The 13,429-nt window shown below is 38.4% G+C and carries 9 protein-coding genes; 5 read left to right on the top strand and 4 right to left on the bottom strand.

From position 1 onward, the window contains the following. The first annotated feature begins 57 nt into the window (after positions 1 to 57). Positions 58 to 2,409: an efflux RND transporter permease subunit gene (locus tag AC0IWT_RS13970; RefSeq protein WP_471797618.1), complete on the top strand. Its 2,352-nt coding sequence runs from the start codon at positions 58 to 60 to the stop codon at positions 2,407 to 2,409. 367 nt (positions 2,410 to 2,776) lie between these two features. On the opposite strand, the gene AC0IWT_RS13975 is transcribed toward AC0IWT_RS13970, so the two are convergent. Then, entirely contained in the window at positions 2,777 to 3,049 is a 273-nt protein-coding gene (locus AC0IWT_RS13975; RefSeq protein WP_056869668.1) for a hypothetical protein, read from the bottom strand. Between the two features lie 267 nt (positions 3,050 to 3,316). Between AC0IWT_RS13975 and ileS the strand changes: the two genes are divergently transcribed. The 4 genes from ileS to AC0IWT_RS13995 all read left to right on the top strand — a co-directional run bounded on the left by ileS (position 3,317) and on the right by AC0IWT_RS13995 (position 8,512). Next, the gene (gene ileS / locus AC0IWT_RS13980) at positions 3,317 to 6,769 is read left to right on the top strand and encodes an isoleucine--tRNA ligase (RefSeq protein WP_471797619.1); all 3,453 of its coding nucleotides are present in this window, start codon (positions 3,317 to 3,319) and stop codon (positions 6,767 to 6,769) included. 30 nt (positions 6,770 to 6,799) lie between these two features. Further along, positions 6,800 to 7,183: a TraR/DksA family transcriptional regulator gene (locus AC0IWT_RS13985; RefSeq protein ID WP_056869666.1), complete on the top strand. Its 384-nt coding sequence runs from the start codon at positions 6,800 to 6,802 to the stop codon at positions 7,181 to 7,183. Beyond that, entirely contained in the window at positions 7,183 to 7,785 is a 603-nt protein-coding gene (locus tag AC0IWT_RS13990; protein ID WP_471797620.1) for a lipoprotein signal peptidase, read from the top strand. Before AC0IWT_RS13985 ends, AC0IWT_RS13990 begins: the two co-directional genes overlap by 1 nt. Before the next feature lie 208 nt (positions 7,786 to 7,993). Then, the gene (locus tag AC0IWT_RS13995) at positions 7,994 to 8,512 is read left to right on the top strand and encodes a DUF4269 domain-containing protein (RefSeq protein ID WP_471797621.1); all 519 of its coding nucleotides are present in this window, start codon (positions 7,994 to 7,996) and stop codon (positions 8,510 to 8,512) included. Between the two features lie 59 nt (positions 8,513 to 8,571). Here the strand turns inward: AC0IWT_RS13995 and AC0IWT_RS14000 are convergent, their stop codons facing one another. The 3 genes from AC0IWT_RS14000 to AC0IWT_RS14010 all read right to left on the bottom strand — a co-directional run bounded on the left by AC0IWT_RS14000 (position 8,572) and on the right by AC0IWT_RS14010 (position 13,249). Then, on the bottom strand, positions 8,572 to 8,931 hold the full coding sequence (locus tag AC0IWT_RS14000; protein WP_471797622.1) for a ribosomal maturation YjgA family protein: 360 nt from the start codon (positions 8,929 to 8,931) through the stop codon (positions 8,572 to 8,574). A gap of 172 nt (positions 8,932 to 9,103) precedes the next feature. Then, positions 9,104 to 10,333 carry a 2-oxoglutarate dehydrogenase complex dihydrolipoyllysine-residue succinyltransferase gene (gene odhB, locus AC0IWT_RS14005; RefSeq protein WP_471797623.1) on the bottom strand — a complete coding sequence of 410 codons (1,230 nt, stop codon included), beginning with the start codon at positions 10,331 to 10,333 and terminating at the stop codon, positions 9,104 to 9,106. 117 nt (positions 10,334 to 10,450) lie between these two features. After that, the gene (locus tag AC0IWT_RS14010; RefSeq protein WP_471797624.1) at positions 10,451 to 13,249 is read right to left on the bottom strand and encodes a 2-oxoglutarate dehydrogenase E1 component; all 2,799 of its coding nucleotides are present in this window, start codon (positions 13,247 to 13,249) and stop codon (positions 10,451 to 10,453) included. Positions 13,250 to 13,429: the final 180 nt, after the last annotated feature.

Consider the following 13,429-nt stretch of genomic DNA (forward strand, 5'->3'; position numbering starts at 1 on the left):
CGATTTGTAAATAACATTAGTTTTGCCGTTATCATTATAATTTAAACTAGACTACTCATGTGGGTTAAGCTATCGAGGTTTATTCTTCAAAACCGTATTGCAATTATCGTATTTTTTGTTCTGGGCACACTTTTCATGGCTTATCAAGCCAAAAACGTTAAGCTCTCTTATACAGGAAGTAAAATCCTGCCGGTAACCGATAGCGCCTTTATTAAGTACAATAATTTCAAAAAAACGTTTGGCGAAGATGGTAGTGTGATGGTTGTTGGTATTCAATCGCCAGAAATATTTAAGAAAGAGATTTACAATGACTGGGTTGAACTCTCAAATGAAATACAAAAATTAAAAGGCATAAAAGCTGTTTTGTCATCCGGCAAAATTTTCCAATTGGAGAAGGATACCGTTGGACAAAAATTTGTGCTTAAAGCAATACCTGGCGGCATGGTGAAAACCGATGCTGAAATGGATTCTATTAAGAATGTTTTATTTAACACGCCCTTTTTTGAAGGATTGGTGTACAATAAGCAAAATGCTACTTTGATGGCGATTACTTTTGATACCAAAATTTTAAATACGGCGCAACGAAATCCAATTCTAAAACAAATCGAAGAAAAAGCCCTAGCTTTCCAGGCGAAAACAAAAATACAGGTTCATATTTCTGGCCTGCCCTACATCCGTACCGCGGTTAGTAAACTCGTTAGCAACGAATTTGTGCTGTTCTTAGGCCTATCAATTTTAGTTTCTGCAATAATTTTGTTGATTTTTTTCAGAAAATTCTATGCTGTCTTCTTCCCCATTTTAGTGGTTGTGATGGGTGTTATCTGGAGTATAGGTACGCTCGTTTTATTCGGCTTCGAATTAACAATTTTGACCGGACTAATTCCCCCACTTATCGTAATTATTGGTATTCCCAATAGTATTTTATTGCTCAATAAATACCAAAACGAATTGAGGAAAGATGGTAATAAACAACGGGCGTTGAGCCTAACCATCGAAAGAATTGCGGTTACAACGCTTATTGCCAACATTACTGCCGCAATAGGATTCGGAGTTTTATACTTTACCGGCAGTGAGTTATTAATGCAGTTTGGAAGCGTTGCATCCATCAATGTAATGATTACCTGGCTAATGTGTTTATGCTTAATTCCGATTATTTTTAGTTATTTGCCTGCACCAAAGTTGCAGGCACAAAACCATGTAGAAGAAGGCTTTTTGCACAGGCTGCTGGTTAAAACCGATAACATTGTTCAGCATAAAAGCAGCCTTATTTACATTGGAACAATTATTATTTCTATAATCGCTGTTATTGGCGTGCTAAAAATTAACGTAAATGGTTATGTAGTAGATGATTTGCCAAAAAGCTCCACAATATTAACAGACTTAAAGTTTTTTGAAAAAAATTTCGAAGGCATTTTACCGCTCGAGGTAAGTGTGGATACTAAGAAAAAGAACGGCGTTTTTAACCTAACTAATTTAAAGCGCATGGAAAAGATGGAAAAAATGATTTCCGCTTATCCAGAATTTTCGCGTTCTATTTCCGTAAATATGGGTTTGAAGTATGCAACCCAGGCTTTTTACAACAACGACTCAACTTTTTTTCGCCTGCCGGATAACATGGAGAAAAACTTCATTTTAGCATACATTGCAAGTGGCGGTAAAGGAAATGCAAGTTTGTTAACCAACTTCGTAAGTAAAGACAATCAAAGCACAAGAATCAGTTTCCAAATGGCCGATGTTGGCTCAAAGCGTTTGGATGCGATTATGGCAGAACTAAAACCCCGCATTGACAGCATTTTGCCACCCGCTAAGTTTGATGTTGAACTGACAGGCTCGAGTGTAATTTTTTCAAAAGGGACGGATTATATGTTACGGCATCTGTTCGAAAGTATTGGCTTAGCAATCGTTTTGATTTCCCTGTTGCGCTTAGCACAGTTTAAAAGTTTGGGCATTATGTTTATTTCGTTATTGCCAAACATTGTTCCACTAATTATCACTGCTGGTATTATGGGCTACTTCGATATCTCGCTGAAGCCATCAACAATTTTAATTTTTACCATTGCCTTTGGATTAGCGTCTGATCAAACCATATATTTTCTTACCCGCTATCAGCAGGAAATGAACTTAACTAACTTCAACGTTCCGAAGGTGGTTACGGATACGATAACAGAAACAGGGGTAAGTATGACGCATATTGCCTTAATTCTTTTCTTTGGTTTCGGAATTTTCACAGCATCAACTTTCGGCGGTACAGTTGTTCTTGGTCTCCTCCTCTCAATAACCTTATTAGTAGCGCTCATTTTTAACTTAACATTATTACCGGCACTGGTTTTATGGTTAGACAAAAACAAGGTGAGAAAGGTAATTTCTGATGAAGAATCGGCGAAAAATATTGGCGAATTTGACCATTAACTTTTTAGATTAAAGGCTTGTCTGTAGCTTTTAGCTGGAGCTAACATTGCCGCAAAACATAAGGCAGTCGAGTAAAGCGAAATAACCGTAACGCGATTTAAATCTGATTATATGATTAGACGGCTTGCCCCGGGTTTTCATCAAGGGCAGTTTAAAAGAAACCTAACTTACGTGTAACAGCTTAAGTTAGTTAAACCTGATGGCAGCGAACAGGAGCGAAATTTTTTATTGAGCGACTAAAGCGAACAGCAGGACTAACGTTAATTAGACTGCTGCATTTGCTTTTGAAAATAATTAAATAAAAACTTCTCTGTAGAGAAACCAGAAGAGAATAATTAGCCAGGTTTAACCAGCATATAAACTCGTATTACTCTGTTGCGGGCTTTTCTTCTTCCTCATCTACAGGAGCCTCAACAGTTGGGTCGGTAATAATCTCTGCGTTCCCATCATCGTCTTTTTTAGCGAATAAAATGGGATACAACATCCAAAGCGCACCTACCATAACCAAAACGCCTGCTAAAATTTGGAAGTAACGGGCCCAACTTACCTCATTAGCTTCCAAAACACGGTAAGCAATGTACGAAAGCACGCCAAGAATGAGAACGAACACGGCTTTTTGTAATTTGAGGAGCTTTATCATGGCGAATTTCTTTTGAGTTTGATGATATGGACTAAAACAAAAACAAGTCCAATTAGTTCGAGCAGGCCACAGAAATAAAATGCGTAAAGCACAAAATCGCGGTTGGCAGGATTAATGACAGCAACAACTGGTAGTACAATTATAGCAAAAATCATTAAGGAAAGCCCGATATTAAATAATTTCACGTTAAAGTATTTACACCAAAACTACCAAATTTGAGCGAAAAACTTTAACTTTGCAACCTTAATTTTTTGAGGTACTTGATTGATGTATAGCGAATTTAAACAATTAGACCTTGCCAAAATAGGGCAAGAAATACTGGATTTTTGGAAAGAAGAAAACATCTTTGAAAAGAGCATTTCATCGCGTCCTAAATCCAATCCGTTTACTTTTTACGAAGGACCGCCCTCTGCTAATGGTATGCCGGGGATTCACCACGTGATGGCTCGTGCTATTAAGGATATTTTTTGTCGCTATAAAACAATTAAAGGCTACCAGGTTAAAAGGAAAGCAGGTTGGGATACCCACGGTTTGCCTGTTGAATTGGGTACCGAAAAAGAACTGGGTATTACCAAAGAAGATATTGGCAGAACAATTTCGATCGAAGATTATAATGAGGCCTGTAAAAAAACAGTAATGCGTTACACAGATGTGTGGAACGACTTGACTGAAAAAATGGGTTACTGGGTAGATATGGACGACCCGTATATTACCTACAAATCGAAATATATGGAATCGGTTTGGTGGCTTTTAAAACAAATTTACGATAAAGGATTAATTTATAAAGGTTACACCATTCAGCCCTACTCGCCAAAAGCCGGTACAGGTTTAAGCTCACACGAGGTTAACCAACCTGGTGCCTACCGCGATGTAACCGACACCACAATTGTTGCGCAATTTAAAAGCATTGCTTCCTATTCTGGAGACAGTGATGTAAATACCGTAACCAAAGCCTTTAACATCTCGCCGGAATTAACCGGGATGGATGAAGTATTTTTCCTGGCCTGGACCACCACGCCCTGGACTTTGCCATCGAACACTGCTTTAACCGTTGGACCGAAAATAGACTATGTTTTGGTTAAGACTTTTAACCAGTACACTTTTCTGCCTGCATATGTTATTTTGGCTAAAAACCTCGTTGGCAAACAGTTTGGAAAGATTTTCTTTGAAACTAATGAAGCCGGAGACTTTGCAAACTTCAAAGCTGACGATAAAAAAATACCTTATCAGATTGTTGCTGAATGTAAAGGAACTGAATTAGTTGGTATAAAATACGAGCAGCTTTTAACCTACGCATTACCATATACAAATCCTGAAAATGCTTTCAGGGTAATTGCTGGCGATTTTGTAACGACGGAAGACGGAACCGGCATTGTTCATACTGCTCCTACATTTGGTGCAGATGATGCTAAAGTGTCAAAAGAAGCGGTGCCCGAAATACCACCAATGCTTGTTATGGACGATAACGACGTTCTTGTACCACTGGTAGATTTGCAGGGAAAATTTACAAAGCATGTTCGCCCTTTTGCAGGCAAATACGTTAAAAACGAATACTACAGCGCAGGCGAAGCACCAGAAAAATCGGTAGATGTGGAGCTTGCAATTTTATTAAAAGAAGAAAACAGAGCTTTCAAAGTTGAAAAATATGTACACAGTTACCCACACAGCTGGAGAACTGATGAACCGTTGCTGTATTACCCATTAGATTCGTGGTTTATTAAAGTTACGGACGTTAAAGACAGAATGTTCGACCTTAATGAAACGATAAACTGGAAACCAAAATCTACAGGAGAAGGGCGTTTTGGCAATTGGCTGAAAAACGCCAACGACTGGAACTTATCACGCTCGAGGTATTGGGGAATTCCATTGCCAATCTGGCGAACGGAAGATAAAAAAGAAGAAATTTTGATTGGTTCTGTTGAAGAGCTTTACAACGAAATCGAAAAATCTGTCGCTGCAGGTTACCAGAAAGAGAACCCATTTAAGGGTTTTGAAATTGGTAACATGTCTGAAGAAAACTATGATTTGATTGACCTGCATAAAAATGTAGTTGATAAAATTGTTTTAGTTTCGGCGGCTGGCAAACCGATGACCAGGGAAAGCGATTTAATTGATGTTTGGTTTGATTCTGGCGCCATGCCTTACGCTCAGTGGCATTACCCTTTTGAAAACAAGGAAAGCATTGATAACAATGGAGATTTTCCGGCAGATTTTATTGCTGAAGGTGTAGACCAAACACGTGGCTGGTTTTATACTTTACATGCAATATCTACACTTGTTTTTGATAAGTTAGCCTATAAAAATGTGGTTTCAAATGGCTTGGTGTTAGACAAAAACGGGCAGAAAATGTCTAAACGTTTGGGCAATGCCGCAGATCCTTTTCAAACCATTAACGAGTACGGTGCCGATGCAACACGCTGGTACATGATTTCGAATGCAAACCCATGGGATAACCTAAAATTTGACATCGAAGGAATTGCGGAAGTTCGCCGTAAATTTTTTGGAACACTTTATAACACTTATGCGTTTTTTGCCTTATACGCAAACATCGATAAATTCGAAATCGACAAAAATAATTTAAGCAAAGTTGAAGATAGAACGGAGTTAGACCGTTGGATTTTATCCCTTCTACAAAACTTAATTAATGAAGTTGATGATGCCTACAATGCATACGAGCCAACAAAGGCAACTCGTTCCATTCAGGCTTTTGTTGATGAGCATTTAAGCAACTGGTACATCAGGCTGAGCCGTCGCCGCTTTTGGAAGGGTGAAATGACTGATGATAAGCGTGCTGCTTATGAAACACTCTACACCTGCCTTGAAACCCTGGCACAACTTATGAGTCCGGTTGCGCCATTTTTTGCCGATTGGTTATACAGAAATCTAAGCGTAAATGATAAGAATGCCGAGCAATCAGTGCATTTAACGCTATGGACACCTGCAGATGAAAGCCTAATTGATACCGATTTAAACGAGCGAATGGTTTATGCGCAAGATATATCTTCAATGGTATTATCGTTGCGTAAAAAGTCGGGCATCAATGTTCGTCAGCCTTTAGAGAAAATTTTAATTCCGTCTTTAAGTAATGATTTTGAGGAAAAGATTTCCAAAGTAGCTGATTACATTCTTTCGGAAACGAATGTTAAACACATTGAATTTATTACTGATACACACGGCATCGTAAAGAAAAAAGTAAAGCCAAACTTCAAAGTGCTGGGTGCAAAGGTTGGTAAAAATATGAAAGCAGTTGCAAACGCAATTAATAATTTCAGTCAGGAAAACATTTTTACCTTAGAAAATGCAGGACAAATAGCAATTGAAACTGACCCCGAATTTGGCGAAACCATTTCATATGAAGTACAATTGACCGATGTTGAAATCATTGCAGAAGACATTCCGGGATGGCAGGTTACAAATTTAGGCAGTTTAACAGTTGCGCTGGATGTGACAATTTCTGAAGCGTTGAAACAAGAGGGGATTTCCCGTGAGTTGGTTAACAGAATTCAAAACTTACGTAAGGATTTGAACTTTGAAGTAACCGATAGGATTAAAGTAGCTTTACAAAATGATAACCTTATAACTACTGCGGTTAATAAAAACATGGCATACATTTGCGCAGAAATTTTAGCCGATGAACTAGAATTAACGGATACTGTAACTAATGCAAACAAAATCATCATTGATGATGTTGAGTTAAGCATTTCAGTAACTAAAATATAAATCCATATATTAGAAAACTAAATTAAAAGCATGGAAAATAGTAACAAAACACGCTACTCAGACAGTGAACTTCAGGAATTTAAAGAATTAATTCAAGATAAATTACGCATAGCGAAAGAAGAGCTTAATGCACTAACGTCGTCATTAAGTAACCCAAATGCCAATGGTACGGAAGATACTTCAGGCGCCTACAAAACGCTGGAAGATGGTTCTGCAACCATGGAAAAGGAGCAAATTAACCAACTGGCTGCCCGTCAGAAAAAATTCATTGATAATCTTGAAAATGCGCTGGTACGCATCGAAAACAAAACCTATGGCATTTGCCGCGAAACTGGCAAATTAATTCAGAAAGAACGTTTACGTGCGGTTCCACACGCTACTTTGAGCATGGAAGCTAAATTAAAACAGAATTAATGAAAGGCTATACAAAACCTTTATTAGTAATCTTTTTAGTTTTACTTGCCGACCAGCTGCTTAAAACGTGGATTAAAACCCACATGTTTCTTGGCCAGGAGTTTAACATTATCGGCAAATGGTTTATAATCCATTTTACCGAAAATAATGGGATGGCCTTCGGGATGGAGTTTGGTGGTGAGTTTGGAAAGTTAGCGCTATCGTTGTTTAGAATTGCTGCTGTTGCAGGTATTGGTTATGGTTTACACTACCTAATTAAACACAAATACCACCGCGGTCTGGTTCTAAATGTCGCCTTGATTTTCGCCGGCGCTTTGGGTAACATTATCGATTCTGTATTTTATGGAAAGATTTATGGATACGAAACCTGGTTTCATGGCCGGGTTGTAGATATGCTCTATTTCCCGATTGCGGAAGGACACTTTCCAACTTGGATTCCTATTTGGGGAGGTGATGAGTTTGTGTTCTTCAGGCCGGTTTTTAACCTTGCTGATGCGGCAATTTCGGTGGGTGTAATCCTGATCCTCATTTTCCAAAAAAATTACTTTAAAGAAGATGTGAAAGATGAGGTAAGCATTAACAGTGAGATTGTTGAAGACTAAAACTTACGATTGAATTGACTTAAGATATTCACTGCCCATTTCTTTATCGAGATGGGCTTTTTTATGCTCCATTTTTTGTTAGGCACCGAAACCCAGGCTTTGTAGTGCAAGCTAAAACGGCAATAACAGCAATAAACCGGCGTTGAACACCACAGAACAGTTTTAAATTTTTCGGCAACAAGATGATACAGCAAAATATCAATTACAAATGATAAACTTCCTCGACATATCTTACTTAAAATCCGGAAATGAGAAGCAAAGAAATGCTTTTCAGGTTTTAACTTCCAATCGAATTTTAGAGAAACTGGCCGACTTTCAACCAATTTTAGTGGGTACCATTCCGATTGAAATAGATATTGATACGAGCGATTTAGACATCATTTGTTATGTTCAGCACAGCGAAGATTTCAAAAAAATTTTAATTAATCACTTTCAGGATGAGCAAAACTTTCTAATTTCTGAGGTCAAAAATCTTTGTGCGCTAAAAGCTAAATTTGTTATTGGTGGTTTTGAAATTGAAATTTTTGGTCAAAACATTCCCGTGGAAAAACAGGATGCTTATCGACATATGCTTACTGAATACAAAATACTGATTGACAAAGGCGAAGATTTCAGGCAAAAAATAATAGCACTAAAAAATCGGGGATTTAAAACAGAGCCTGCTTTTGCTGAATTATTGGCGCTGAAAGGAGATGCCTATAAGGCAATGCTGGAACTGGATGTATAATTAGCATAGTAACCTTAGGTATGCGATTACTTGAGAAAAAAAATATTAACCCGCTGATTCTATTTCTTAAACAACAGGCAGAGCAAATAACCTACAAAATAAGCAAGCAAATCGTACACACTGAAATAAGTGCCTAGGACGATGCTCCAGAACCTGTTATGTTGCAAACCCAACCAATTTACATAATGGAAAGCTTGCAAAATCTCAATAAGAAAAGAGAAAATCAAAACGCCTAAGGCTAGCTTTGTATAATTTGTTTTTAGAAATATCCTGAGAAAGGCATAAATCAAAACGACGACCAAAACATCACCACCAAACGGGCGGATGTAAGCGTCGTGCAAATATTTCGCAATTAATATTTCAACAATAAATATTGCTATGAAAATGAAGAGGAATTTAAGATTGAAAGTTAATTTCATGCCCCAAATATATAACAGAATACCGTCATTTCGAGCGGTAGAAGAAATCCTGGAGTGTTGATGAGCAAATTTTCACATCGGTTCGCTTTGCTTACATATCATTTACGAAAGCACCCTCAAAAAAAAAGCCTCAACTATTAGCTGAGGCTTAAATACTTTATGATAATGACGCTTACACGCCTAATAATAATCTTGCCGGGTCTTCTAACAATTGCTTAACACGAACAAGGAATCCAACAGACTCACGCCCGTCAATAATCCTGTGATCATATGATAAAGCAACATACATCATCGGACGAATTACAACTTCACCTTTTTCAGCAACAGGGCGCTCAATAATGTTGTGCATACCTAAAATAGCCGATTGTGGTGCATTGATAATTGGTGTAGACATCATTGAACCAAAAACACCTCCATTCGTTATTGTGAAGGTTCCGCCAGTCATTTCCTCAATGGTTAATTTACCATCGCGGGCTTTCAAGGCAAGTGCCATAACAGATTTTTCAATTTCAGCCAGACTCATGCTTTCTGCATTACGAATTACAGGAACAACCAAACCTTTTGGTGCTGAAACAGCGATCGAAACATCAGCAAAATTGTTGTAAACAATCTCCTCGCCATCTATACGAGCGTTTACCGCAGGGAAATCTTTTAGCGCCTCAGTAACAGCCTTTGTAAAGAAACTCATAAAACCTAAACCAACGCCGTGTTTTTCTTTAAATGAATCTTTATACTTCGCACGTAAATCCATGATCGGCTTCATGTTAACCTCGTTAAATGTGGTTAACATCGCTGTTTCATTTTTAACAGCAACAAGTCTTTTAGCAACTGTTTTACGCAATGGAGACATTTTCTCACGACGCTCAGAGCGTGGGCCCGCAGGCACACTAGCAGCAACCGGAGCAGCTTTAGGCATTTCTGCCTTAACGCTTCCAGCATCTGCTTTTACAGCGTCATCTTTAGTTATACGCCCATCAATACCGGTACCTTTTATAGCAGCGGCATCTATCCCTTTTTCAGCAAGAATTTTTCCAGCCGCCGGAGACGGAGTTCCTGTAGCATAGCTATCTCCAGATGCTTTTTCAGCAACCGGAGCCGAGGTTTTTTCTTCAACAACGGCTGCTTGTTCCGCTGCTTTCGGTGCTTCAGCTTTAGCAGGCGCTGCGCCACCATCTTCAATTTTACAAACAACTGCACCAATTGCTAAAGTATCACCTTCAGCAGCTATGGTTTTTAAAGTTCCTGCCTGTTCTGCAGTTAATTCGAATGTAGCCTTGTCTGATTCTAATTCAGCAATAACTTCATCCATTTCAACCACATCGCCGTCTTTTTTTAACCATTGTGATAAAACAACTTCCGTTATCGACTCACCAACTGGTGGAACTTTTATTTCTAAACTCATAATGTTTAATATATGTCTTTACTAGCTTCTAATTTCTGTTTTATTGCCAATGTTCCATAATCAAATTCCAATGTCAAATAGACTTTAACATCGGAATTCGTTTGTCGGATACTATCCTTAATCGGCTTCCGCCAATTTTTTTGTAGCTTTTTTGGTCGCCTCTTTTACTTCTTCGGTTTTAACAGCAACTTCAAGCGCTTTAGCCAAAATGTATGCCTGTTGGTTAGCATGTTGTTTAGCAAAACCAGTTGCAGTACTGCTACTTTCTTTTCTTGAAATTACATCAATGCCTTTTAAGCCTGTTTTATACAACTTCCGGAAAAGATATGGCCATGCGCCCATGTTTTCTGGCTCTTCCTGCACCCAGAAAACCTCTTTAGCATTTTTATATTTCGCTTTTATGGCTTCCATTTGGTCAACAGGTGTTGGATATAGTTGTTCAACACGCACTATTGCAACATGTTTCACCGCATCTGCCTGTTGTTTCTCCAACAATTCGTAATAAATTTTACCGCTACAGAAAACAATCCGCGTAACATCTCCAACCTTAACGTTTACATCGTCTATAACCTCTTTAAATCCACCTTCGGTAAATTCTTCAAGTTTTGAAACACAGGCTGGGTGGCGTAATAAACTTTTTGGTGTGAAAACGATTAACGGCTTACGGAAATCGCGTTTGAACTGGCGGCGTAAAACGTGGAAAAAGTTAGCGGGTGTAGTACAATTTGCAACCTGCATATTGTAATCTGCACAAAGCTCCATAAAGCGCTCAATACGGGCCGAAGAATGTTCTGGCCCCTGCCCTTCATAGCCATGAGGCAATAACATTACCAAGCCATTTTCACGTTGCCATTTTGTTTCAGCACTTGCGATATACTGGTCAACAACAATCTGCGCTCCATTAAAGAAATCGCCAAACTGAGCTTCCCAGATGGTTAAAGCATTAGGGTTTGCCATTGCATAACCATATTCAAAACCTAAAACACCGTATTCTGATAAATGCGAATTGTAGATATCAAATGTTGCCTGCTGGTCTGAAATATTGGCTAAAGGCACGTACTCTTCCTCGCTATCCTCTAAAGTTAGTACCGCATGGCGGTGAGAAAAGGTGCCACGCTCTACATCCTGGCCACTTAAACGAACACGTTTGCCTTCTGATAATAAAGTACCATAAGCCAGCTGCTCGCCCATTGCCCAGTCGAAAACGTTTGTTTCATTAACCATCTTAGTACGCTCAGCAAACAATTTCTCGATTTTTTTGAAGAACTTTTTATTTGATGGTAAAGTGGTAATGCGTTTACCAATTTCTAATAAAGTAGATTTTTTTACGGCCGTTACCGGAGAAGTTTCGAAATCTTTTGGAGTAGCCATACGCAAATCTGCCCAGGCGCCGCCGAATTTAACCTCCGCATTACCCGCAACATATTCTTTGGCTTCATTTAAGCGTTCCTGCAAAATACCACGAAAATCTTTTTCAAGTTCTTTTGCCAGGCCAGCCTCTAACTTACCTTCTTTCGTTAATTGGTCTATATAAATTTCCCTTGGATTAGGGTGTTTTTCAATCGTTTTGTACAACAAAGGCTGTGTGAATTTTGGTTCATCAGATTCGTTGTGCCCGAAACGGCGGTAACATAAAATATCAATAAAAACGTCGTTTTTATATTTCTGGCGGTATTCCATTGCTAAATTAATAGCATAAACCAACGCTTCAGGGTCATCGCCATTTACGTGGAAAACCGGCGATAATGTTACTTTTGCAATGTCTGTACAGTAAGTGCTTGTACGTGCATCTTTATAGTTGGTGGTAAAACCGATTTGATTGTTAATTACCAAATGTATAGTTCCTCCGGTTTTATAACCTTCCAGCCCTGCCATTTGAATTACTTCGTAAACAATGCCCTGCCCAGCAACCGATGCGTCGCCATGAATTAAAATTGGTGCTAAACGACTATTGTCGCCGCCATATTTGAAATCAATTTTGGAACGGCTCATGCCTTCAACTACACCGTCAACAGTTTCTAAGTGAGATGGGTTTGGGCAAAGGCTTAAGTGAACACTTTTACCAGCAACCGTGGTTACATCGGTTGAGTAACCTAAGTGATATTTTACATCGCCTCCGAATGGAGTTTCCGGGTTGTAACTTTTACCCTCAAATTCTGCAAAAATATCTTTGTAGGTTTTTTGCATAATGTTGGCAAGCACATTTAAGCGGCCACGATGGGCCATCCCGATAACAAATTCTTCAATGCCTAAATCGGCTCCTTTTTCAATTACCGAATCTAATGCAGGAATTAAAGCCTCTGCGCCTTCTAAAGAAAAACGTTTCTGACCCAAAAACTTGGTACCCAAAAAATTCTCAAAGCTCACCGCTTCATTTAATTTTCTAAGTATTCGTTTTTTCTCATCGATGGAAAAATTAGGCGTATTGCGGGCACTTTCCATTTTTTGCTGAATCCAGTTCAACACTTCCGGTGTACGCAAAAATTTATATTCAGCTCCAATTGAGCTTGCATAGGTTTGCTTTAGAAAAGCAACGATATCTTTCAATTTTGCTGCGCCAATGCCGATCTCAACGCCAGAATTAAAAACGGTTTCTAAATCTGCATCAGATAAGCCAAAATTTGCAAGATCTAAAGTTGGCAAATGTTTGCGTCTTTCACGAACAGGATTAGTGTGCGTAAACAAATGACCACGACTGCGGTAACCATCTATTAAATTTAAAACACTAACCTCTTTTAAAAATTGCTCAGGAGTTTCAGCATTTGTTGCAGGCGTTTCGGAACCTCTTCCAAAATCAAAACCTTCAAAAAATTTCTGCCAACCAAACTCAACTGATTCAGGATCTTGCTGATACGACTGATATAAAGAATCTATATATTCGGCGTTTTCGCCGCTAAGATAAGATAAACTACCCATTATTTAATGTTTACTATAAGCCTTACAAAATTAGAATTTTACCTTATATAAATGCTAAAAAACTCGATTAAAATGAGATTTATTAAAGTATGGAAGTATTATTTACAAATGATTGAATTTTGAATGTAAGATTGAGAGAATATTAAGTTAATCTAAGTATTCAAAACTTAATCATTCCAT

It is taken from the genome of Pedobacter sp. AC464, from assembly GCF_979253075.1.

Bases quoted from the DNA above. Each gene is read 5' to 3' on its own strand.
- ileS (WP_471797619.1), top strand. From the start codon at position 3,317: ATGTATAGCGAATTTAAACAATTAGACCTTGCCAAAATAGGGCAAGAA.
- AC0IWT_RS14010 (WP_471797624.1), bottom strand. From the start codon at position 13,249: ATGGGTAGTTTATCTTATCTTAGCGGCGAAAACGCCGAATATATAGAT.
- AC0IWT_RS13970 (WP_471797618.1), top strand. From the start codon at position 58: ATGTGGGTTAAGCTATCGAGGTTTATTCTTCAAAACCGTATTGCAATT.
- odhB (WP_471797623.1), bottom strand. From the start codon at position 10,333: ATGAGTTTAGAAATAAAAGTTCCACCAGTTGGTGAGTCGATAACGGAA.
- AC0IWT_RS13975 (WP_056869668.1), bottom strand. From the start codon at position 3,049: ATGATAAAGCTCCTCAAATTACAAAAAGCCGTGTTCGTTCTCATTCTT.
- AC0IWT_RS14000 (WP_471797622.1), bottom strand. From the start codon at position 8,931: ATGAAATTAACTTTCAATCTTAAATTCCTCTTCATTTTCATAGCAATA.
- AC0IWT_RS13995 (WP_471797621.1), top strand. From the start codon at position 7,994: ATGATAAACTTCCTCGACATATCTTACTTAAAATCCGGAAATGAGAAG.
- AC0IWT_RS13990 (WP_471797620.1), top strand. From the start codon at position 7,183: ATGAAAGGCTATACAAAACCTTTATTAGTAATCTTTTTAGTTTTACTT.
- AC0IWT_RS13985 (WP_056869666.1), top strand. From the start codon at position 6,800: ATGGAAAATAGTAACAAAACACGCTACTCAGACAGTGAACTTCAGGAA.